The sequence below is a fragment of the Tabrizicola piscis genome (assembly GCF_003940805.1).
GTDB lineage: Bacteria > Pseudomonadota > Alphaproteobacteria > Rhodobacterales > Rhodobacteraceae > Tabrizicola > Tabrizicola piscis.
Genome location: NZ_CP034328.1, coordinates 3,923,812 through 3,946,373, shown reverse-complemented (window position 1 = coordinate 3,946,373; position 22,562 = coordinate 3,923,812). Strand labels below are relative to the sequence as shown.

The window sequence follows — 22,562 nt, the reverse complement described above, 5'->3', positions numbered from 1 at the left end:
GCAAGGCCACCCCTCCCTCAAGCCAAAGGTGACCAGAGCTTGCCGCGTTTGGCTGCGATATCGAGCCAGACAGCAAGGATGATGATGACCCAGGTCACCACGAACTGGACGTAGAATTGCATTCCTACCAGCAGCAGGCCGTTCTGGATGAACCCAAGGATCAGCACGCCGACAAAGGTCTTGAAGATTGTGCCAGACCCGCCCAATAGCGACGCACCACCAAGGATGACGGCGGCCAGAACCCCAAGTTCCAGCCCTTGGCCGACGGTATTCTGTGATCCAAGCGAACGGCTGGCCTGGATCAATCCCGCAGTCGCCACGCAGGCCGAGGAGATGAGGTAGCAGGTGAAAACCGTCCTCGCCCGCGGAATGCCTGAAAAGGTCGCTGCGGTTCCGTTTCCACCCACCGCATAGACCTTGCGCCCAAATGCGGTTTTGGAAAGAACGATCCCAAGGAAGGTCGCCAGTGCCCCCAGAATCAGGATTGGCAACGGGATACCAAACGCAGTGCCCTGACCGAACACGCTGAACCAAGTGCCTTCCTTGTCGGCAATGTCCATGTTCTTGCCGCCCGAATAAGTCAGCGTCAGCCCGTGGATCGCTGAAAGCATCCCAAGTGTCACGATCAGGGAATTGAGCCGGAGGTAGCCGACCAGAAACCCGATGAACGCCCCCAGGCAAAGCGTCATGACAAACATCGCGGGAATGGCGAGAAACGGGCCAATACGGTCATGCAGGTCCAGCACCACGATGGTCGAGAAAGACATCATGGAACCGACCGAAAGGTCCAGATTGCCGCTGATGACGACGAAGGTCACACCCAATGCCATGACCCCCAGGATGGCCGATGATCGCACAACGCTGGAGACGTTATCGACCGAAAGGAACTTTGGGTTGGCAACGGTGAAGGCAATCATGAAGACCGCAAAGGCGATCAGGATGCCTTGTTTGGCCAGAACGCTGCCGATCTGTTGTTTGGTCAATGTAGCCATGATCCCCTCCCTAAGGCCGCTGGCGTTTCTTGGCGTGTGCTCCGGTGCTCCTCCCCTGCGCTGAAGGTCAGACCAAGGTCATGCCTCCGTCGATCATGACAATCTGGCCGGTCATGTAGTCGCTGTCCCGTGAGGCAAGGAATGTCGTCGTTCCCGTGATGTCCTGTGGCGTTGCAACGCGGCCTTTCAGGATCTCAGCGGAAAACTCTTCCATCGCCTGACCCGGTCTTTGGGACGCCCCGATGGCGAGCAGATCCTGATCGACCTGATCCCACATTTCGGTGGCCACCACACCGGGCGCGAAACCAGTTACCGTGATATCATGCTTGGCCAGATCGCGCGCACCCGATTGCGTCAACGACACAACGGCGAATTTCGAAGCGCAATAGGGTGCCACATTGTCAAATCCCTGCCGACTGGCGATCGAGGCCGTGTTGATGATCTTGCCGCCCGTGCCCTGCGCGATCATCTGGCGCGCGGCTTCCTGCATGCCGATCAGGCAGCCCAGCCCGTTCACGCCCATGATGAAATTCCAGTTCGCCTCGGTCACGTCCATGAAGTTCATCGGCTTGTTCACGCCGGCGTTGTTGAACTTCACGTCCAGACGGCCGAACGTTGCGACGGTGTGGGCAATCATGGCGCGCACCTGTTCCCGATCAGTGACATCGACCTGCACCGAGGTGACGGCATCGCGGGGGCCATTCAGACGGCGAAGGTTGGCCTCGGCGACTTCGGCCACTTTCGCACCGTTTATGTCGGCAAAACAGACCATTGCACCTTCATCCAACAGCGCCTCGCCAATGGCGCGCCCGATGCCTTGGGCTGCGCCTGTCACAATGCAGACGCGGTCAGAAACACGACCCATTCTCCACCCCATTCTGCAAATTGCCTGAAACAAGGACATGCGGGATGCACCCGTGGCGCACCCCGCTGGATGGGCGTGTCTTAGAACACCGGTTTGGTGTAATCGCCCATGTTGTCCTGGGTGATCTTCGGCGTGTCGAAGTAGTTCAGGAACGGCACTTCCTTCCCGCTGAGAACGTCAATTGCCGTTTTCAGCGCCGCTTCCGCATCGTCCACCGGCGACTGGTAGATCGAACCCCAGTATTCACCGGCAGCCATCGCCTCGTATCCGACGGCAAAGTTCGTAGCACCAACGAAGATGATCCCTTCGCGCCCTGCCGCTTTGGCGGCATTCAGCGCGCCCACGCCCATGTTGTCGTCCCCGGCATAGACGCCGTCGATGTCGTCATACTTGACGAGGAAGGCTTCCATGACCTGCTGTGACTTCTCGCGGTTCCAGTCGCCGGGTTGGGTATCGACCACGGTCACATTGGGGCAGACTTCGGGAAGACGGTCCTCGAAACCCTTGGCGCGCTCGATGGCGGTGGTGTAGCCCGGCTGGCCCGTGATGTGGACAACCTTGGCCTCGTTCTCGATGCCCATGGCGATGAACTTGTCACACATGATCTCGGCCGCACGGGCGCCTTGGGTGATGTTGTCAGGCCCCGAAAACGACTTGACGAAGTCAAAGCCCGCTTCCGCGATGTTCGAGTTGGTCACGATGACCGGAATGCCCGCCCCATGCGCCTTGCGGACGGCGGGAATGACCGCCTCGCCGTTGGTCGGCCAGATGATGATGGCGTCGACATCCTGCTGGATCAGATCTTCGACCTGCGCGATCTGGCGCGCCACATCTCCACCCGCGTCCAACACGACGGCCTCGACGTCGGCATTGGCTTCTGCTGCTGCGATGAACGCCTTTTCATAAGTCGTCTGATAGCTGTCGACACCGACATTGTTCTGCGTGATGCCGATTTTCATCGTCTCGGCTGAAGCGGTTCCGGCCAGTGCCAGAACGGCCGTGGATGCTGCGAGCAGGTTGCGGACTTTCATTTGGGTCTCCTCCCGATTGATGGCGGTTCTCCTCGAATTCCAAGACGCCCCGCCTGGACGCCTACGCATCACTCGGCTCACCGAACGATTGACCAGCAGTCTGCCGATTTGCCCAGCCCCGGACTGCAGCAAATACATCCATTTCGGATATTTTTTCAACCATAATGGATATTTTCCCGATATGTTTCGAACATCAATCTGAACATCTTCGGGAGTGAGCCCAGTGAGCGAACCCATTTCCTCCAATTCAGACAATCCCGCAGGGCCTGACAAGCGCCACCCAACCAAAAGGCACACAGCCACAATGAACGCCGTGGGACGACATAATCAAGGCAACCTCGTCTCGCCCCAGGCGCAGACCGATACGCTTGAGATTCTGTCCTTTCTGGATGAGTTCAGCGACGAGCTGGAAGATGCCTTGGACATTCTCGCACCCAATGCGCACCTCCGTATGGTGCTGCACCTGCTGCAGGGCAATTTCGCAGCCAAGACCGTGACACCGACCTCGCTGATCAGCGCAAGTCGCGTGCCCTATGCAACAGCGAACCGCCGCATGAAAGAGATGATCGACGATGGCCTGATCGAGATGCGGGCCAGAACCCGGACGGGCAAAAGCTTTTCGATGCATCCAAGCGAAAAGCTTCTGGCGCAATGGATGCAGCTGTCCGGACGTCTGCGCCGCCTTGCCGCGTCGCGGTTCGGTGGCCAGCCGGAAACCCAGGACAGTCGAGACTACTACTTTGGCGGCAGCTACGCGGCTGCCCAGTCGATTCCGCCGCTGCGCGTGCTCCCCGAACCTCTGAAGGTGCCGGGCGGCATTCGTGTTCTTGTACACGGCGACCCGACTTTCATGGTCATGGACAACCTCAAGCGCCAGTTCGAGCAGGTCATCGGCTCGGACATCAGCCAGCGCGCCTTCTCGATCGACCGTCTGCGGGAAGAGGCATTGCGGAACGCCAAGCGTGATCGCAGCCGCTATGACATCATCGCGGTTGACCTGCCGTGGATTGGCGAGTTTGCCGAAAAGGGCATTCTGATGCCGCTTGAACAGGTCATGGATCTGTCGCGGCTTGACCCTTCCGATTTCCACACTGCGGGTTGGAAAGGCGGCCATTGGGGTGGTCGCGCTTTTGGCGTGCCGGCTCAAACCACGCCCGAGCTGTTGTTCTACCGCCGCGATCTCTTTGCCGAGGCCGGGCTGGAACCGCCTGCCACAACCGATGCGCTGCTTCACGCGGCAAGAACGCTGCATGACCCGCGCCGCGGACGCTATGGCATTGGCTGGAATGCCGCGCGGGGAACCGCGCTTGGCCACACCGTGCTGATGACCCTCGCGGATTTCGGGCAACCGATCCTGAACCTGCCCAGGATCGCGGGCGGATTTGATACGGATCATCTGGCCGAAGGCGATTATCGCGCGACCATCGATACCGAAGCGGGCCTGCAGGCGGCCGAATTCCTGATGGAGCTGCTGAAGTATTCCCCCCCCGACATCCTGTCGATGTCCTGGTACGAACGGGTTCGCCCCTATGCCGCCGGGACGATCGCGATGGCATACGGCTATACGCTGCTGGCCCCGTATTTCGAACTGGATGAAAGCTCGCCCGCCTACGGTCAGACCGGCTACCTGCCCCACCCCGCCGGTCCGGGCGGCAGCCCTGTCGCGCCGGTTGGTGGCTATGTCATGGGCATACCGGCAAATCTGGCGCCGGATCGGATACCTGCAGCGGTCGAGGCCTTGACCGTTTTCACCTCGCCCGAAGCGCAGAAGCTTTTCGTGCAGAATGGCAGCCGGACCAACCCTCGCTACTCGGTCAGTTCTGACCCGGAAGTGCGCCGCACCTCATCGATCTTCGAGGCGGTGGATGGGATGGCATGGCGCGACGAACTGCAGTTCTGGCCTAGGCCGCCAGTGCCCGAGATTTGCGACATCATCCAGATCTGCGGCGAGGAATTCCACGACATGCTGCGCGGCATCGTGACCCCGCGCGAAGCGTTGAGCCAGGCTCAGGACCGGGCCGATGCGCTGATCCGACAATCCAGGACAAACGTGATCTGAGGAGGAGAACACAATGCACCCCAATCGTCTGAAAGGTAAGAACATCCTGATCACCGGTGCCGCTCGCGGCATGGGTGCGGCCAATGCCGAAGCCTTTGCAGCGCAGGGTGCCAATGTGTGCCTTGGTGACCTTGATCTTGACGAGGCCCAGAAGACAGCCGACCGGATCAACGCTGCCGGAAATGGCAAGGCCATCGCGGTCCGGATGGACGTCACCAAGCGCGAAGACAACGCCGCCGCCGTGGCTGCCACGACCAAGGCGTTCGGATCGATCAACGTGGGGGTCTTCAATGCCGGGCTGAACAAGCCCCGGTTCTTCATGGATATCGATGAAGACAACTGGGACATGATCATGAACGTCAACACCAAGGCGATGTGGCTGGGCATGCAGGAAACTGCCCGCCAGATGATCGCCCAGGGTCCGATGGCGGATCATCCCTACAAGCTGATCAATGTGGGCAGCATCGCATCGCGCAAGCCCTTGGTGGACGTGACCGTCTATTGCACGTCGAAATATGGCTGCCTTGCGCTGACCCATTGTGGCGCGATCGGACTGGCCCAGCACAACATAACCGTCAATGGCTACGCACCCGGCGTGGTCGTCACCCCCTTGTGGCAGCAGCTCGACAAGGACCTCGTCGACATCGGTTTCAAGCAGCGCGAGGGTCAGGCCTATGACGACATCGTCCGCGACGCACTGCAGATCAAGCGCGTGTCCTATCCCAAGGACATCGTTGGCACGGCGTCTTTCCTGGCCAGCGACGACAGTGACTACATGACCGGCCAGATGGTCCACATCGACGGCGGCTGGTGCATCCAGTAAAGCGCCGCCTTCCAATAAATTCAAACACTTGACGGGAGCGTTTCGCGCCTCCGAAGGAGAATCCAATGTCTCGCGCACTCATGCCAAACCTGCTGACGCCTCAGGATCTGGAACCCAATTGGGAATGGCGGGAACGTCTTCCAGCCTGGGGCCATACGACGGTGGATTTCGAACGCCGCATCGATCACGACCGTTTGCGCCGCTATCGTCTGGCGCGGACCAGACAGGCCTTGCAGGCGTCCAACGCAGGCACGCTGCTGCTCTTTGATGTGAACAACATCCGCTATGTGTCGTCCACCAAGATCGGTGAATGGGAACGGGACAAGATGTGCCGGTTCTGTCTGCTGACCGGCGATGACAGCCCCTATGTCTGGGACTTCGGGTCGGCTGCGATGCATCACAAGCGGCATGCGGACTGGCTGGAACCCGATCACTGCCTTGCCGGTGTCGTCGGCATGCGCGGCACGATCCCCCCCGAATTCGGCTTGATGCAGAAATACGCCAAGCAGATCGCCGGCCTGATCCGCGATGCTGGAATGGCTGGCATGCCGGTCGGTGTGGACTATGCCGAAACGGCGATGTTCCACGCGCTGCGGGAAGAAGGCATCAATGTCGTCGATGGGCAGCAGATCATGCTGGCCGCGCGCGAGATCAAGAATTGGGACGAAATCCAGTTGCTGACCCAGGCGGCAGCCATGGTCGATGGCGTTTACCACATGATCTATGAAGAGCTGAAACCGGGCGTGCGCGAGAACGACATCGTCGCCCTCTCGAACAAGATGCTCTACGAAATGGGCTCGGACGACGTCGAGGCGATCAATGCCATTTCCGGCGAACGCTGCAATCCGCATCCGCACAACTTTACCGACAGGCTGATCCGGCCCGGCGATCAGGCGTTTTTCGACATTCTGCAATCCTATCAGGGCTATCGCACCTGCTACTACCGCACGTTCAACGTGGGCCGGGCGACCCCGTCGCAGAACGACGCCTATGTGAAGGCGCGCGAATGGATCGACGCTTCCATCGCCATGATCAAACCGGGCGTGACCACGGACAAGGTGGCCGCTGTCTGGCCGACTGCAGAAAGCCTTGGATTCGCGAACGAAGATCAGGCCTTCGGGCTTCAGTTCGGGCACGGTCTTGGCCTTGCCCTGCACGAACGCCCGATCATCAGCCGGGCGATCAGCATGGACCACCCGATGGAGATCAAGACCGGCATGGTTTTTGCGCTGGAAACCTATTGCCCGGCGACGGACGGCTATTCCGCCGCCCGGATCGAGGAAGAGGTGGTCGTGACGGAAACCGGCTGTGAGGTGATCAGCCTCTTTCCGGCAGAAGAGCTGCCCATCGCGAACCGGTACTGACAATGGGCAATCCGTTCGACCTGACAGGCCGCAAGGCCCTCGTCACCGGCGGTGCAACCGGCATTGGCGAAGGCATCGCCCTTGCCCTTGCCCAAGCCGGGGCCGATGTGGCGCTGACCTATCGCAGCCATCAGCCCGACGAAACCATTGCGAAGATCGAGGCAATGGGGCGCAGGGGCGCCGCGGTGAAAGCCGACTTCGCCGGGATGGACGAAGCAGCGGCTGAGCGGGTGATTGGTTTTGCCGCCAAGGCCCTGGGGGGGCTGGATATCCTCGTCAACAACGCGGGCATCATCCACCGCGAGGCATCGGTGGACATGCCTCTGGCCGACTGGCGGCACGTGATGGCGGTGAACCTCGACTCCGTCTGGCTGCTGTCACAGGCGGCTGGAAAGCGCATGGTCGCGCAAGGATCGGGCAAGATCGTCATCGTGACTTCGGTTCTGGGCACCCAAGGCGGTCTGCGCGTGCCCGCCTATGCCTCCAGCAAGCATGGCGTGATCGGCCTGACCCGCGCGCTCTGCAACGAATGGGCACCCCACGGCGTGAACGTGAACGCGATCGCCCCCGGTTACACCGCTACCGACAACACACAAGCCTTGCGGGACGATCAGGAACGATCAAAGGCCCTGCTTGAACGCATCCCGGCCGGTCGCTTCGCCGAACCGCATGAGATTGCGGGTGCCGCCGTCTTCCTCGCCTCTGACGCATCCGCCTATTGCCACGGCAGCGTCGTGACGGTGGATGGCGGTTGGCTTGCCCGCTGAAAGGACATCATGGAACACCCGCTTCACGGAAAAACCGCCCTTGTGACCGCCGCCGGCAACGGCATCGGTCGCGCTTCGGCCGAGGCTCTGGCCCGGCGGGGCGCCATGGTCATTGCCACCGATATCGACGGTGCGGCGGCCAGCGCCGTTGCCGCCGGAACCGACCGGATCACAGCCCTGCCGCTGGATGTGCTGGATGCGGCAGCCGTTGCCGCGATGGTCAGTGGCAGCCCCTCGGTCGACATTCTTGTGAACTGCGCGGGCTGGGTACATGACGGCTCGATCCTCGATTGCGACGACGCGGCATGGGATCGGTCGTTTGACCTGAACGCCAAGGCGATGTTCCGGCTGACCAAGGCGGTTCTGCCCGCGATGCTGGAACGAAAGTCGGGCACGATCATCAACATCGCGTCCATCGTCTCCAGCCTGAAGGGAGCGCCGCGACGCTTCGCCTATGGCGCGTCAAAGGCGGCGATCATCGGCATGACCAAATCCATTGCCGCCGATTTCGTGAAGGATGGCATCCGCTGCAACGCCATCTGTCCGGGAACAGTGGAAAGCCCGTCGCTTAGGCAAAGGCTTGCAGCCACGGGTGATTTTGACAAGGCACTGTCCGATTTCAGGGCCCGTCAGCCGATGGGTCGCCTTGGAATGCCCGAGGAAATCGCCGCGATGGTCTGCTATCTGGCGGACGATCTAGCGGCGTTTACGACCGGGCAAACCTTCGCTATCGACGGCGGCTGGTCGATCTGATGCGCCTGGACCGTGCGGCCTCCATCGATGATCTGCGCGCCATGGCCAAGCGCCGGGTTCCCCGTTTCGCCTTCGACCTTGTCGATGGCGGGGCGGAATCCGAACGGAACATGCGGCGCAATGTCGAAGCCTTCGAAGAGGTGGAACTGACACCGCGCTACATGGTCGATGTCTCACAGATCGACACGTGCGCCATGCTTTTCGGTCAGACCTACGATCAGCCTTTCGGAGCGGCCCCAATCGGCATGCTGAACGCGTTCTGGCCAAATGCCGACCTTATACTGGCCCGGATGTGCAAGCGCGAGAACATTCCCTATGTGGCCAGTTCCGCGGCCTCGACGACGCTTGAACGCCTTGCAGAGGCTGCCGACGGGAATGGGTGGTTCCAGCTTTATGTCTCCAGTGACACCAGCGTCACCGAAAGCCTGATCTCGCGCGCCGAAAAGGCTGGCTACGACGTGTTGCTGGTAACGGCGGATGTTCCAGCTGCAGGCAAGCGCGACCGCGACATCCGCAACCAACTCAGCGTGCCGTTCCGATTCACCCCGGACGTCCTGCTTCAGCTGATCGCCAACCCGACATGGTCGCTGGCAAGTCTTCGGCACGGAAAGCCGAACATCGCGAACTATGCCGATCTTCTGAAAGGCGCGACATCCTACGCCGATGTCCAAAAGACCCTCATTACCCCCGGGTTTACATGGGATGATCTCAAACGCCTGCGCGAGCGCTGGAAAGGCCACCTGTTGGTGAAGGGCGTCCTGCATCCCGATGATGCGCTGCGCTGCGCGGACATCGGCTGCGACGCAATCGTCGTATCGAACCACGGCGGGCGTCAGGTGGCCTTCGGTCCGCCCACGATTGAAGCCTTGCCACCAATCGCCGCAGCGGTACGCGATCGGATGAAGATCATCCTCGATAGCGGCATCCGCCGAGGCGCGGATCTGATCCGTGCGAAAGCACTTGGTGCCGATTTCGCTTTCGCGGGTCGGGCCTTGGCATATGGCGTTGGTGCCGGTGGGGCTCAAGGCGCCGACCGCGCCTTTGCAATTCTCAAACTCGAACTGGTCCGCGCGCTCGGGCAGCTTGGGACACGATCATTTGGAGACGTGGGATCTTCTCACCTCACCACCAGGTAGCCAGTAAGCCAAGGTCTGGGCCCATTAGTCCCCAAACCGAGGACAGGTTAATCCGGCGCGTGCGACGGCGGAGAGGGGGGTCTTTTGCAGCGGTCAACGGCTTGCGACCTGAGCCCTTCTTCAACCAAGCGCTGTCAGCAGCCGAATGATTTGCTGCATTCTAAATGACTCTCGGTCCAGCACCAGAATACGACCATCGACGATTGCATAGCGTTGAGTTTTGGGCAGCGGACGGCACCGCCAGCGGCACAGGGCACGCGACGGATACCAATGGGAACGAGCACAGGCTGTTGTTCTGAGACTTGATTTCAAGAACAAGAATGGCGACCAGCATGGGCTGATCGCCAGACTCGGTCAGAATGAGTTACTCTAGCCGATCCTGTTACCGACCGTCGAACTTGTCGCTCGGGCTGCCCGGCCAACCTTCACGATTTGCCTTGGTTTCTTTCGTGCCACCCTTTTCAGTACCAGGGTTCACGCCGTCTATGCCATTGCCCCAGCCATTGTTGCCTTTGGTCGGCTCCGGGTCCGGCTCCGGTGGTTCGCAAAGACATTCCGACGGCGGCTCTCCGCCATCATCTTCTGCGAAGACGGCCGAAGCTGCCGAAAGCGACACGGCAAACGCTGAAATCATCAGCCCGATATTCCTGAAAATCATCTTTTCCCTCCCACCAAAAGTGTCCCCAAGGGTAAGCACATATTCGATAAACCGGGGATGAACGGTCGACACGAAAATGCCCGGGAAAAGACACAGTATGTTTCCACACAGAATTCAATTCTGGTGAATGGCATCCGCAAGTCCGTGTTGCTGCACAATGCTGGTTGCACTGAACCTTCGTCCTAATGCTAGTCACCTCTTCTCCCAGCCAACGAAGATTAGCCGTCCGCTCTGGTTTCAAAGCATTCGCCACAGAAAGTTGAATATTTGGCCGAACGCCTGTAGGGAGTTGTAGAGCACCCCATGAGGCTTTTGCCAGCCTTCTGTTCCGGTTCCGCAAAGGAGTTGACCAAGTAGATGGACGAGCAGGAGTTCGACCAGTTTGCCCAAGAATACGATGCGCTGCTTCGAGACAGCATTGGTGCATCGGGTGAGGGCCCGGAATATTTCGCGCGCTACAAGGTCAAGGACATGGCGGACGTCTTCAGTCGTCAGAGCCCCGACCTGAGCGTCACCAGCGTTCTGGATTTCGGCGGTGGTGTCGGCGCGTCGCTTCCCTATCTGTCGGAATATTTTCCCCAGGCCGATATCACGCTTGCGGATGTGTCGCGTCGCAGCCTGGAATACGCAGCGCGGCGCGAGATTCCGCGGGTCAGCATCCTGCATTTCGACGGCAAGCGGCTACCCTTGCCGGACAATCACTTCGATGCGGTCATTGCGGCCTGTGTGTTTCACCATATCCCCGAAACCGAACACATCGCACTAATGGCCGAGATCCGCCGGGTGCTAAAACCAAAGGGATTGTTCTTCATTTTTGAACATAACCCCTGGAATCCTCTCACCCGCAAAGTGGTGGACAACTGCCCGTTTGACGAGAACGCCGTTCTGATCACCGGCCCGGAACTCCGCCGCAGAATGAAGAACGCCGGTTTTGCAAAGGTGGACGTGGCTTGGCGGATCTTCGTCCCCGGGGCTTTGCGCGCCATCAGACCCGTAGAGCGCTGGCTGGAATGGCTCCCGCTCGGCGCGCAATACCGGGCTGTCGGCTCTGCATGAACGGCATTGCACGACAGGCGCTGCGCTTCGGCGCAGTTGGCGTGCTGAACACCGGCATAGGCCTTGGCGCGATCTGGCTTGCGATGTGGGTCGGCATCTCCCCAATCCTAAGCAACGCCATCGGCTATGCAATCGGTCTTGTCGTTTCATTCAGCCTCAATCGCAACTGGACGTTTCGCCGCGATGACGGGCAAGAGGGCGCGCCCACCGTCCTGTCGGACATGACCCGCTTCGCCGCTGCTTTCCTCGCATCGTGGCTTCTGAACATCTCGGTCGTCTGGACGGGTTTGCAGTTGACGGAAATTTCGCCCTATCTGCTGCAGATCGCAGGAATGCTGACCTATACGGTTTCGTTCTTCTTTTTCTGCCGGATCTGGGCGTTCAAACGATAGGGATCGCGCAGCCCCAGCCGAGCTACCCGGTTTTCCCGTAAACGACGACAGTCTCATTGCTGAACACCGGCACATAGCCATCTGCGATGAGGTCGACCAACCGGTTGAGAACAGGCCTTTTCTGCAAAGCCGGGCTGGGCCTCTCGGTCGGTCCGGCCAGAAAACTCCTGTCGAAAATCATGTATGCCGGCGGAGTTTTCGCAAGCGAGGCGTCGATCTCGGCCATCCACGCGTCATAGTAAGGGAAACTGGCGTCGGCTTGGTCAATCACGATATTCGTGAACCGGTGGCTAGGCAGCCGTTCAGCGCGGTAGGCAAGGTCAAAATTCGTTCCATAGACGACGACAGTTTCGTCAGGGCTGCTACCAGCTTTGATCGTGTCGACGATCTCGCGGCGTTCCGCTTCCGTAAGGCCATGGTCTGCCGCCGGCCCGATCGTGCCGGACAACAGCAGCCGTAATCCCGTCTCGAACGTCATCAGCTTTTTCGCGGTTCCAGCGAAGGCGAGCAGCCCGATCAGCGCAAGGGCCGCGACGGCTGCCCTTGAACCGGCGCGGGACCCCGACGTGCGGCGCCACTGGTCAAGGCCGTCGAAGGCGACCGCCGCGAAAAGCACCAGAACGGGCAGCACACCAGCAAGGTGATAGCCAAAACCCTTGTTCTGCACGGCGAAGGATACTGCCGAAGTCGCCGCCAAACCGACCGTTAGAACAAGGGCGTAACCGAACCGATCGCGCCAAGCCCAGAAGCCGAACCCGATGAGGGCGAGAAAGCAAATCCAGTGCCATGACCGAACAAAAAGCGTGTCGAGGGTCACGCGCCAGTCCTGCGGTGGTTCGCCGAAGTAGACCAACAGGGAAAACTCGATGCTTTGCTGATACCAGTCGTCAAGAATTCCCAGCATCAGCCCAGCCATCACCGCCGCCCCAATGCCCGCCGCAAGGCCAAGCGCAAAGCCTATGGCCCGCCCAATGCGGCTCAGGCTGCGTGGGTGTGGCACTTTCAGCGGCAGAGCCTCAAGCAGGATCAAACCCGCGATGAAGGTAAGAAACGTGGGCCTTACAAGCACAGCGGCTGCCACGAAAACACCGGCAGCGAAGACCGCACTGAACTCCCACCGCCGACCGGGCATTGCCAGGGCGCAGGCAACCAGCAGAAAACCGGCCGCGTACATGTCACGCTGGCCCGCCATCCACCCCCCAGCCGTCACATAAAGCGGCGGATAGAGAAACAGAAAGACGATCGGGGCCGTCCGCCAGCCAGCGCGGAACAGGAAGGCCGCACCCGCGGCGGTGTACCCGGCCAGCATAAGGAAGTCGGTAAGCCGCCATGTCCAGGCATGCACGCCGAAAAGCCGGATCCCAGCCTCGTGCAGCCACATCGCGCCTGGCCAGTTCATATCGAAACTTCCGGCGTAATAGGGCTGACCTTGGGTCGCAATGAAGGCCATCCAGTCGAACTGGGACTGGTCCGGCGAGGGGGAAAGGGTCATGTAGAGAAGCGCAAGCACCACCATCATCGGCAGCCAGACCACCAGCACGATAGCGCGAAGGGCAAAGCCGCTCACGATGCGACCCCCATCAAATGCTCCCGAATGATCGTGCCCGCCGTCAGCGCCACGCCCTCTTGCAGACGCGTCGGCCGAAAGCCTTCCGGCAAGACCGAGGGCAGGAAGGACGTGTTGCGCGCATTGTCCGGACGCGGGTCAATTCTTAAAGTGAGTGTCTTGCCAAGACACCCCTCGACAAGGCGGACGATCTCGAAGATCGAAGCCGGCCGAGCCGAGGCAAGAAAGCAGGTTTCGGTCGAGACGCCAGACCTGTCGTTCGCTGGCCGCAGCAGGCGCGTTGCAACAAAGTGCCCAACGTCAGGCGCGTAAACATAGTCGCGGAGGGTCGTGAGCGAGCCAAAAATCGTCGCGTGGCGCTGCTGGACTGCCGCAGTGACGAAAGCCGCAACCAGACCGCGCCGGGCACCCGGCGTGTATCCGTAGACACTGCTGGGGCGCAGAATAAGGCGCCGCCCAAGGTCCTCATCCGCCCTGACACGGTCTTCCTGAGCGAGCTTGCCATGGCCGTAGGGGCGCAGCGGTACAGGCTCTGTGTCAAGACCGCAGGCTACCTGCCCCTCGAACAGACCGCCGGCAGAGCTGACATGGACGAAGGCTCTTTGATCGACAGGCAGCGTCGCCCCAACCCGCCTTGCGGTCTGTAAGACGTGTTCCAGGGCAACGAATTCCCCCGCCATGTCGTCCGGACCCGATCCGAATCCGCTGCGGCCTGCCGCCCATATCACCGTGACACCCGCGCCCTCGCTCGCCGCTAGTGTTGTCGTCACGGCGGCCTCAACGGCCCGCACCTGGGCAGGATCAGGGCGTGGCCAGCTCCAGTCGAACCGTCGCGCGACCACCCCCACGCCAACGCGCTGCACCACGCTTGCGATCGCGCCCCCAATCAGGCCCGAACCGAAAAGCAGCACGACTTCCGGAGCAGCAGTGGGCGTTCGGCCCCAGTCCAGAACGATCATGCAACCCCGCTCCTCTCTGCCATTGCAAGGTCGCTGATGTGCGGAATCTCGGCGACCGGCCTCTCCGCAATTGCAGTGCGGTTTTCAAGCCAATCGACAATCTGGCGGTCCCCTGACCTGTCGATCGTGAAGAAGGTGGGATGGCCATGCGCCTTCAGGACAAGGGTGGACAGATATTGAAGACAGATCCCCATCATGATCGAGATGAGGCCGGTGGACATGCACACTGCCACAAACAGCGATGTCCAGCCTTCGACGCTGATCGTTTCCGGCATGAACAGGCGCAGCATGAAGACGTAAATGCCGGCAATCACCGAAAACAGGAACAGGGCGGCCCCGATCCACAGACCAAGCGGCAAAAAGCGCAGCTGACCTGAAAACAGCATCTTTTGTGCATGGACGACCAGTTTCTTGAGGTTGTACCCGCTTCTCCCCGTCTGCATGAACCGTTTGTCGGAAAGGTTCATCTCAATCCCAGAGACGCGTTGCGTAAACCAGGTCAGCGCGATGTCGAAATAGGTGTTGTGCGTACAGACGCTCGCCGTCGCCCGGGCAATTGGCCCCCGGATCAACCGGAAGCTGTTCACCAGATGCAGCGTGGGGGTGCCTGTCAGCCATTCCGTCAGCCGTTTGACCTGACGCGACGAGCCGTCTCGCCAGCGTTTTCCGTGCACCTTGCCTGCGATCGGGCGTGCGTAGACGACATCGCATTGGTGCCGCACTGCGTGAAGCAGCAACTCCTCAACCCGCTCCGGTGGGTGCTGCAGGTCTTCATCCAGCGTCACCACCCAGTCACCGGATGAATGCAGTATCCCGCCGATGGTGGCCGCGTGCTGCCCGTAGTTCCGCGACAGATGAAGCGCCACGATCCAAGGCCTTGCTGCCGCCAGATCGTCGATCTTGGCGGGCGAACCGTCAATCGCAGCGTCATCCACCAAAAGCAGTTCACTAAGCCTAACCGGCGCCCCTTCCCGTTCCCAGTCGTCACGAATGCTTTCGACGGACATGACAAGGCGTTCGAGGTAGTCCTCTCCCGAGTACACAGGCACCACGAAGCTGATACTCAGGGGGCTTGGCATGTCTCGCATCGTCTCCTTGGTTCCTGTTCGTGTCCCACGGGATTGCGCGAAAGCGCCGACCGTCGGAAGGCCCCGAGGCAGATCAGGTCGCCACTGCGAGTAACCTTACAGTCAGAGTGTCATTGACGCATGCGATTGTTTCAAGGGGCAATTGTTGCCGTCGTGGGACAATTTCTGTCAACACCTCGGTGTCGGCCGTCTTTTGGCTGCGATGCTCCGGTCTGGCCCTTGCCGCAGCCCCTGCCCGTCCTGCATGGTGCCCGGGCCGGTGAGGCGCTGGCATGGGCAGGGGGCCGAGCGTGAAACGGATGATGATGTGGGGCCTTGCGATCCTTGTCCTTGGGCTGGCCGCGCTGGCCCTGTGGCTTTACACGCCCGACCGCCCCCGCGCGGCGCTGGAGGCGGCCTATCTGCGCGCGCCCGCTGATCTGGTCGACGTGGCGGGCGTCCGGCTGCATCTGCGCGATGAAGGACCAAAGACCGCGCGCGCTGTCGTGTTGCTGCACGGCATCGGGTCAAGCCTGCACACGTTTGATGACTGGGCCAAGGGTCTGGTCCCGCGCTACCGGGTGATCCGCTACGATCTGCCGGGGGCGGGCCTCTCCGGGCCGGACCCAGAGGCCCTTTACAGCGATGAGCGTGCGGTCGCACAACTGCTGGCGGTTCTCGATCACCTTGGGGTCGCTCGTGCCACTTTGGCGGGCAATTCCATCGGTGGGCGGCTGGCCTGGCGCTTTGCCGCAGCGCATCCTGACCGGGTGGAGGGCCTGATCCTGATTGCGCCCGATGGTTATGCCAGTCCCGGCTTCGACTATGGCAAACCGCCCGCTGTCCCGGCGGTGCTGGAGGCCATGCGCTTTGCCCTGCCGAAATGGGCGCTGCGGCCAAACATCGCCGCCGCCTATGCCGACCCCGCAAGGCTGACCGACGCGGTGCTGGAGCGGTATCACGCCCTGCTTCTGGCACCCGGCAACCGGGCGGCGATGCTGGACCGGATGCGCCAGACCGTACTTGTCCCGCCAGAGCCATTCTTGCGCGGCATCACGGTCCCGGTCCTGCTGCTGTGGGGGCAAGAGGATGCGATGATCCCCGTCGCCAACGCACAGGACTATCTGGCCGAACTGCCCGATGCCCGGCTGGTGACCCTGCCGGGCGTTGGCCATGTGCCACAGGAAGAGGCGCCCGACGAAAGCCTCGCCCCGGTGCTGGAGTTTCTGGACTAGCGCCCGGCCAATGCGTCCTGCAACAGCCTCAGGACCGCATCGCCCGGCACATCTTCGGCAACGAAGGCCTGACCGATCCCGCGAGCAAGGATAAAGCGAAGGCGGCCGTCGATCACCTTCTTGTCCTGCCCCATCAGCGTGACAAGGGCCTCGGCCCCCGGAAGATCGCCGTGGATGTCGGCCAGATCGACCTTCATCCCCATGCTGCGCAGATGGGCGCGCACGCGGCTGGGGTCTTCCTGCGAACAAAGCCCCATCCGCGACGACAGTTCAAACGCAAGCGCGCAGCCGATGGCAACGCCTTCGCCATGCAGCAGACGGTCGGAATATCCCGTTGCCTTTTCAAGCGCATGGCAGAAGGTGTGGCCAAGGTTCAGCAGCGCGCGCTCACCCTCTTCAGTCTCATCGCGCGACACGATGCCTGCCTTCATCTCGACCGACCGGGTCACCGCCCGCAGGCGCGCGTCGGCATCGCCCTGGCGCAGGGCCGGTCCGTGATCTTCCAGCCAGTCGAAGAAGGCGGCATCGCCGAGAAGTCCGTACTTCACCACCTCGCCATAGCCCGACAGCAGGTCGCGGTCGGGCAACGTGCCAAGCACATCGATATCGGCCAGCACAAGGCTGGGCTGGTGGAACGCACCGACAAGATTCTTGCCCTGCGCGGTGTTGATCCCGGTCTTGCCGCCCACGGAACTGTCGACCTGCGCCAGAAGCGTGGTCGGCAACTGCACGAACCGCACGCCACGCCGCAGGATGGCGGCGGAAAACCCCACAAGGTCGCCGATCACCCCACCGCCGAAGGCGACCACCACGTCGCGCCGTTCAACCTTCTGCTCCAGCAGCCATTCCGTACAGCGGGCAAGGTTTTCCCATCCCTTGGTTCCCTCACCCGCCGGCAGGGCCAGCGCAGCGGTGGCAATCCCTTCGGCCTCAAGGGCTGCGGTCAGGGCGGGCAGATGGGCTGCAGCCACGGTTTCATCGGTGACGATGGCCACACGCTTGCGGCGCAGCAGGGGCGCAATCTCCGTCCCGGCGCGGGCGATCAGGTCACCACCGATCCGTACCTCGTAGGAGCGGGCCCCAAGGTCGACAGCCACAATGTTCACAATTATCCCTCCAGCACATCCGGCCGGGTGCGCAAGGCTTCGCGCACGCGCAGGGCCATGTCGTCGACCGAAAGGTCAGCGGCACTGTCCACGGCCAGATCCGCCTCGGCATAAAAGGGAAGCCGGGCTTCGTAAAGCGTGCGCAGGGTCTCCCGAGGGTTCGGGGTGCGCAAAAGCGGGCGGGTGGTCTTGTGGCGGACGCGCTGCCACAAAAGATCAAGGTCGGCCCGCAACCAGACGGACACGCCGACATCATGGATCAGGCTGCGATTCGCCGCCGACAGGAAGGCCCCACCGCCGGTGGACAGCACGCAAGGGTTGCCGCGAAGCAGGCGAGAGATCACCTCGGTCTCCCGCGCGCGAAAGAACGCCTCTCCGTCCCGCTCGAAGATTTCGGCGATGCTGCGGTTGGCGGCGCGGGTGATTTCCTCGTCTGAATCGCGGAATTCCACCCCCAGAAGCCGCGCAAGCGCGGTGCCGACGGCGGTTTTGCCCGCCCCCATCATCCCGACCATGACCACGGTTTTCGTCAACTGTGCCATTGCGTCCATCTGTCCGGGCCCGCATGACCTTTCCGGAACAAGCGGGAAATATTCCCCCCTGAATGGCGTGAAGTTTTCCGGAATGCTATATAGATTGTGCATCACACCCGCCGTGGGGGGCCAATCGCCTGTCACAGCGGCAAGAAAAGTCGGGCGGATCAAGCCGCACGACGCAATATCGAGGAAGGGCAACGCTATGGGTCGGATCATCAAAGCTTTGGTTCTGCTGGTGATCTTGGGATTCATCGGTCTGTCTGGCTATGCCTATCTTGGCGATCTGACGCCCGAACAGGGCGAAGTGACAAAGCCTGTGGTGCTGAATGCGGATTAAGACGGCGGGTCTTCTCGTGCTTCTTGTCGGGTCGGGCCCGCTTGCCGCGCAAGACGGGGCCAGCCCGCTTTCCGCCATTGACTGGCTGTCGCAATCGGTGGCCACGCCGGCGATGCAGGATACGGGCGGCCTTCCTGTCGCGATCGACGAACCCCCGGTGACCGGTCAGGGCGGCGCACTGCCCGAACCCGTGGCGACCACGGCGCTGGACGGCCCGTCGCCTGACGCCGTGGGTCTGATCCCTCCCGCCGTGTCGGGCCTGCCCCGTGATCTGTGGGGCGTCGGACTGACGGCCGAAATTGCAACCCGTCTGGTCGGGCATAGCGACGACGCCTTGCCTGCGTTGCGGCAATTGTTCCTGACGATCCTTCTGGCCGAAGTCGAAGCCCCGGATGATGCCGCAGGGCGCGGCGACCTGCTGCAGGTTCGCATCGACAAATTGCTGGCCCTTGGCGCATTGGAACAAGCCGCCGCGCTGATCGACGCGGCCGGGGCGACGACGCCCGAGATGTTCCGCCGAGCTTTCGACGTGGCCCTGCTGACAGGGGCCGAAGACCGTGCCTGTGACGCGATGGCCGCCACTCCGCATCTTGCGCCGACCGTTCCTGCCCGGATCTTCTGTCAGGCGCGATCCGGCGACTGGGACACCGCCGCGCTGACGCTGCACACCTCGGAAGCCCTAGGCCAGATCACCGCAGATCAGGCCGCCTTGCTGGCCCGTTTCCTTGACCCCGATCTGTTCGAAGGCGAACCGCCGCCCCCTGCCCCCAGCCCGGTCACACCGCTTGACTGGAAGATGTTCGAAGCCATCGGTGAGCCTTTGCCAACCGAAGGCCTGCCGGTGGCGTTTTCTTATGCCGAAATCGGCCCGAAAGCCGGATGGAAGGCGCAGATCGAGGCAGCCGAGCGGTTGACGCGCGGCGGGACCATCCCGCCCAACGTGATCCTTGGGCTTTACACCGAACGCAATCCCGCCGCCTCGGGTGGGGTCTGGGACCGCGCCGCCGCCTTCCAGCGGTTCGAATCGGCGCTGACCTCTGGCGATGCAGCCCGGATCGGGCAGGCCCTGCCGGAAGTCTGGACCCGGATGCAGGAGGCCGAGCTTGAGGTGCCCTTTGCCGTACTCTTCGGCAAATCGCTGATGGATAGACAGCTTACCGGCGAAGCCCGCGCCATCGCCTTTCGCGTGGCGCTGTTGTCGCCCTATCTCGACCTTGCCGCGCGCCGCCACACGCCCGCCGACGTAGAAGAGGCGTTTCTGGCCGGGCTGGCCAAGGGCGATCTGACCGGGCTGGTGCCACCCGACAGTCTGGGCCGCGCCATTGCCACTGCGTTCCGCGACCCGGCCCCGTCGGTCGAAGCGCAGGCCCTGCTTGACGGCAACCGGCAGGGTGAGGCGATCGTGGTCGCCATCGAAAACATCGGCCGCGGCGTGCAGGGCGATCTGCGCGGCGTGACTGAAGGCCTGTCGCTCCTGCGGAAGGTGGGGCTGGATGGCATGGCCCGCCGCACCGCGCTGGAGTTGATGATCCTGGAACGCAGGGGCTAAGGGGATGCCTGACGCAGACCCAAGGCGCTGGATTTCAACCTTCCTTGACGCGCGCAGCGCAGAAGCTGGGGCCGCGCGCAACACCCAGCTTGCCTATGCCCGCGATCTGCTGGACTTCACCGACTGGCTGACTGCACGGGGCGGCAGCCTTGCCACCGCCGGGCGTGACGCGGTCGAGGATTACCTGATCCACTGTGACGCCCAGGGCCTGTCAAAAGCCACCCGCGCTCGTCGGCTGTCGGCAATTCGCCAGCTGTTCCGCTTTGCCTTCGACGAAGGCTGGCGCAGCGACAATCCGGCCCTGCGGATCTCGGGCCCCGGCAAGGCGCAAAACCTGCCAAAGACCCTGACCCGGGAAGAAATCGTCCGCCTGATCGACGCGGCACGCACCAAGGGCCGCAGCGCCTCTGACCGGATGCGCAACACGGCCTTGCTGGAACTGGTATACGCCACCGGAATGCGCGTGAGCGAGCTGGTGGGCCTGCCCATCGCCGCCGTGCGCGGCAACCCAAGGATGGTTCTGGTGCGCGGCAAGGGCGACAAGGAACGGATGGTGCCCATGTCAGGCCCCGCCCGCGCGGCGCTGTCGGACTGGCTGGCCTGCCGCGATGCCGACGATGACCTCGCCCGCAAAAGCGGACGGCCGCCGTCCCGCTTCCTCTTTCCCGGCGACGGGCGCGACGGCCACATGACACGGCAGCATTTTCACCTGATGCTGAAGGATATTGCCGTGCTTGCGGGCCTGTCCCCGGCGCGGGTGACACCGCATGTGCTGCGCCATGCCTTTGCCACGCATCTGCTGGCGGGCGGGGCCGATCTGCGGGTGATCCAGACGCTCCTGGGCCATGCCGATGTCGCCACGACCGAGATTTATACCCATGTGCTTGACGACCATCTGAAGCATCTGGTTCTGACCCATCATCCGCTGGCCAAGAAGGCCTGATTCCCGAAGGACCAAAGACACCCAATGGACGCTGACCCTTCTGCCGCACTTGATACCGTCTTCTGGCTGACCGTCGCCGCCATTCTGGCGCTCTTGGTCATGTCGGCCTTCTTCTCTGGCTCCGAAACGGCGCTGACCGCCTCGTCGCGGTCAAAACTGAAGGCGCAGGCCGACAAGGGCTCACGCGGGGCGGCAAGCGCGATGAACGTGACCGAAGACCGCGAGCGTATGATCGGCGCGCTTTTGCTGGGCAACAACATCGTCAACATCCTGTCTGCGTCCTTGGCCACCGCCCTCTTGACGCGGATGTTCGGGGACAGCGGGGTGGCACTGGCAACGCTTGCAATGACCGCGCTGGTTCTGGTGTTCGGCGAAGTCATGCCAAAGACGCTTGCCATCACCTATCCCGAAGCGGTGGCCACCCGCGTGGCCCCGATCATCCGAGTGCTGATCGTGCTGTTCACCCCGGTGGTGTCCTTGGTCCGCACCCTTGTACGCGGCCTCCTCTACCTCTGCGGTGTGCGCCCGAACCCGGGGGGCGAAATGCTGGCCCTGCGTGAAGAAATCGCCGGGGCCATCGCCCTTGGCCATTCCGAAGGCGCGGTGGAGAAAGAAGATCGCGACCGTCTGCTGGGCGCGCTTGACCTGTCGCACCGCACGGTGGACGAGATCATGCGCCATCGCCGCCAGATCGAGATGATCGATGCCGACCTTGACCCAGGTGAGATCATCACCCGCGTCCTGGCCTCGCCCCACACCCGGTTGCCGATCTATCGCGACAGCGATGACAACATTCTGGGCGTTGTCCATGCCAAGGACCTGCTGCGCGAGGTGGACCGCCTGGTCCGGGGCGAGGAAGGATCCGTCGAGGGGATCCAGAAGCTGGATATCGTGAAAGTGGCGATGAAGCCGTATTTCATCCCCGACACCACCAGCCTTGACGAACAGATGCGCGAGTTTCTGACCCGGCGCACCCATTTTGCGCTGGTCGTGGACGAATATGGCACCTTGCAGGGGTTGATCACGCTTGAAGACATCCTTGAGGAAATCGTGGGCGACATCACCGATGAATTCGACGTTGTCCTAAAGGATTCCGGCCTGAGCCGCAGCGAGGACGGGGCCTATCTGATCGACGGCGCAATGACGATCCGTGACCTGAACCGCGCCACCGACTGGCGTCTGCCGGACGAAGAAGCGAACACGGTCGCAGGCCTTGTGATCCACGAAGCGCAGATGATCCCGAACGAAGGCCAGGTCTTCAGTTTCCACGGCTTCCGCTTCGAGGTCGTTTCTCGCCGCGAAAACCGGATCACCCGATTGAAACTGCGCCCGCTTTAGGCCCTATCAAATTGAGCGGCTTGCGCCGC

General features: G+C 61.9%; 22 protein-coding genes. 13 read left to right on the top strand and 9 right to left on the bottom strand.

Translation table 11 applies throughout. The annotated features are described in order from the left end of the window. Window positions 1-17: 17 nt before the first annotated feature. The 3 genes from EI545_RS19150 to EI545_RS19140 all read right to left on the bottom strand — a co-directional run bounded on the left by EI545_RS19150 (window position 18) and on the right by EI545_RS19140 (window position 2,888). Window positions 18-992, bottom strand: coding sequence for an ABC transporter permease (locus EI545_RS19150; RefSeq protein ID WP_125326963.1), 975 nt, complete (start codon window positions 990-992; stop codon window positions 18-20). A gap of 67 nt (window positions 993-1,059) precedes the next feature. Next, window positions 1,060-1,857 carry an SDR family NAD(P)-dependent oxidoreductase gene (locus tag EI545_RS19145; protein ID WP_125326962.1) on the bottom strand — a complete coding sequence of 266 codons (798 nt, stop codon included), beginning with the start codon at window positions 1,855-1,857 and terminating at the stop codon, window positions 1,060-1,062. A gap of 80 nt (window positions 1,858-1,937) precedes the next feature. Continuing rightward, the gene (locus EI545_RS19140; protein ID WP_125326961.1) at window positions 1,938-2,888 is read right to left on the bottom strand and encodes a sugar ABC transporter substrate-binding protein; all 951 of its coding nucleotides are present in this window, start codon (window positions 2,886-2,888) and stop codon (window positions 1,938-1,940) included. A gap of 304 nt (window positions 2,889-3,192) precedes the next feature. On the opposite strand from EI545_RS19140, the gene EI545_RS19135 reads away from it, so the two are divergent. From EI545_RS19135 to EI545_RS19110, 6 genes are all read left to right on the top strand, one after another. Beyond that, window positions 3,193-4,947: an ABC transporter substrate-binding protein gene (locus EI545_RS19135; RefSeq protein WP_125326960.1), complete on the top strand. Its 1,755-nt coding sequence runs from the start codon at window positions 3,193-3,195 to the stop codon at window positions 4,945-4,947. A gap of 13 nt (window positions 4,948-4,960) precedes the next feature. Continuing rightward, complete coding sequence (locus EI545_RS19130; protein ID WP_125326959.1) at window positions 4,961-5,770, top strand: SDR family NAD(P)-dependent oxidoreductase; 810 nt, start codon at window positions 4,961-4,963, stop codon at window positions 5,768-5,770. A gap of 65 nt (window positions 5,771-5,835) precedes the next feature. Next, a complete protein-coding gene (locus tag EI545_RS19125; RefSeq protein WP_125326958.1) occupies window positions 5,836-7,134 on the top strand; it encodes a M24 family metallopeptidase in 1,299 nt (432 codons plus the stop codon). Window positions 7,135-7,136: 2 nt separating this feature from the next. Next, the gene (locus EI545_RS19120; RefSeq protein WP_125326957.1) at window positions 7,137-7,901 is read left to right on the top strand and encodes an SDR family oxidoreductase; all 765 of its coding nucleotides are present in this window, start codon (window positions 7,137-7,139) and stop codon (window positions 7,899-7,901) included. A 9-nt stretch (window positions 7,902-7,910) separates the two neighbouring features. Then, window positions 7,911-8,654 (top strand): SDR family oxidoreductase, encoded by a 744-nt coding sequence (locus tag EI545_RS19115; protein WP_125326956.1) that lies wholly within the window; start codon window positions 7,911-7,913, stop codon window positions 8,652-8,654. Next, on the top strand, window positions 8,654-9,790 hold the full coding sequence (locus EI545_RS19110) for an alpha-hydroxy acid oxidase (RefSeq protein WP_245990187.1): 1,137 nt from the start codon (window positions 8,654-8,656) through the stop codon (window positions 9,788-9,790). Before EI545_RS19115 ends, EI545_RS19110 begins: the two co-directional genes overlap by 1 nt. Window positions 9,791-10,172: 382 nt before the next feature. Here EI545_RS19110 and EI545_RS19105 read toward each other — a convergent pair whose 3' ends face one another. Then, on the bottom strand, window positions 10,173-10,520 hold the full coding sequence (locus tag EI545_RS19105; protein ID WP_125326954.1) for a hypothetical protein: 348 nt from the start codon (window positions 10,518-10,520) through the stop codon (window positions 10,173-10,175). Between the two features lie 285 nt (window positions 10,521-10,805). Between EI545_RS19105 and EI545_RS19100 the strand changes: the two genes are divergently transcribed. Both EI545_RS19100 and EI545_RS19095 read left to right on the top strand, forming a co-directional pair. After that, entirely contained in the window at window positions 10,806-11,504 is a 699-nt protein-coding gene (locus EI545_RS19100) for a class I SAM-dependent methyltransferase (RefSeq protein WP_125326953.1), read from the top strand. Beyond that, window positions 11,501-11,896 carry a GtrA family protein gene (locus EI545_RS19095; RefSeq protein WP_164517347.1) on the top strand — a complete coding sequence of 132 codons (396 nt, stop codon included), beginning with the start codon at window positions 11,501-11,503 and terminating at the stop codon, window positions 11,894-11,896. Before EI545_RS19100 ends, EI545_RS19095 begins: the two co-directional genes overlap by 4 nt. A 22-nt stretch (window positions 11,897-11,918) precedes the next feature. Here EI545_RS19095 and EI545_RS19090 read toward each other — a convergent pair whose 3' ends face one another. From EI545_RS19090 to EI545_RS19080, 3 genes are read right to left on the bottom strand one after another with little or no spacing between them, the layout of a single operon-like run. Further along, the gene (locus tag EI545_RS19090; RefSeq protein WP_125326951.1) at window positions 11,919-13,463 is read right to left on the bottom strand and encodes a hypothetical protein; all 1,545 of its coding nucleotides are present in this window, start codon (window positions 13,461-13,463) and stop codon (window positions 11,919-11,921) included. Further along, window positions 13,460-14,422 carry an NAD-dependent epimerase/dehydratase family protein gene (locus tag EI545_RS19085; RefSeq protein WP_125326950.1) on the bottom strand — a complete coding sequence of 321 codons (963 nt, stop codon included), beginning with the start codon at window positions 14,420-14,422 and terminating at the stop codon, window positions 13,460-13,462. The genes EI545_RS19090 and EI545_RS19085 overlap by 4 nt, the downstream gene beginning before the upstream one ends. Continuing rightward, window positions 14,419-15,501: a glycosyltransferase gene (locus tag EI545_RS19080; protein ID WP_164517346.1), complete on the bottom strand. Its 1,083-nt coding sequence runs from the start codon at window positions 15,499-15,501 to the stop codon at window positions 14,419-14,421. The genes EI545_RS19085 and EI545_RS19080 overlap by 4 nt, the downstream gene beginning before the upstream one ends. Before the next feature lie 308 nt (window positions 15,502-15,809). Between EI545_RS19080 and EI545_RS19075 the strand changes: the two genes are divergently transcribed. Then, entirely contained in the window at window positions 15,810-16,724 is a 915-nt protein-coding gene (locus EI545_RS19075; protein WP_245990382.1) for an alpha/beta fold hydrolase, read from the top strand. Here the strand turns inward: EI545_RS19075 and aroB are convergent. Beyond that, window positions 16,721-17,833 (bottom strand): 3-dehydroquinate synthase, encoded by a 1,113-nt coding sequence (aroB, locus tag EI545_RS19070; protein WP_425471654.1) that lies wholly within the window; start codon window positions 17,831-17,833, stop codon window positions 16,721-16,723. The genes EI545_RS19075 and aroB overlap by 4 nt on opposite strands. Then, on the bottom strand, window positions 17,833-18,372 hold the full coding sequence (locus EI545_RS19065) for a shikimate kinase (RefSeq protein WP_125326946.1): 540 nt from the start codon (window positions 18,370-18,372) through the stop codon (window positions 17,833-17,835). Before EI545_RS19065 ends, aroB begins: the two co-directional genes overlap by 1 nt. Before the next feature lie 196 nt (window positions 18,373-18,568). Between EI545_RS19065 and EI545_RS21780 the strand changes: the two genes are divergently transcribed. From EI545_RS21780 to EI545_RS19050, 4 genes are read left to right on the top strand one after another with little or no spacing between them, the layout of a single operon-like run. After that, the gene (locus EI545_RS21780; protein WP_281275728.1) at window positions 18,569-18,703 is read left to right on the top strand and encodes a hypothetical protein; all 135 of its coding nucleotides are present in this window, start codon (window positions 18,569-18,571) and stop codon (window positions 18,701-18,703) included. Beyond that, window positions 18,693-20,252, top strand: coding sequence for a hypothetical protein (locus EI545_RS19060; RefSeq protein WP_125326945.1), 1,560 nt, complete (start codon window positions 18,693-18,695; stop codon window positions 20,250-20,252). Before EI545_RS21780 ends, EI545_RS19060 begins: the two co-directional genes overlap by 11 nt. Window positions 20,253-20,256: 4 nt before the next feature. Then, entirely contained in the window at window positions 20,257-21,195 is a 939-nt protein-coding gene (locus tag EI545_RS19055; RefSeq protein ID WP_125326944.1) for a site-specific tyrosine recombinase XerD, read from the top strand. Between the two features lie 24 nt (window positions 21,196-21,219). Further along, window positions 21,220-22,533 carry an HlyC/CorC family transporter gene (locus EI545_RS19050; protein WP_125326943.1) on the top strand — a complete coding sequence of 438 codons (1,314 nt, stop codon included), beginning with the start codon at window positions 21,220-21,222 and terminating at the stop codon, window positions 22,531-22,533. Window positions 22,534-22,562: the final 29 nt, after the last annotated feature.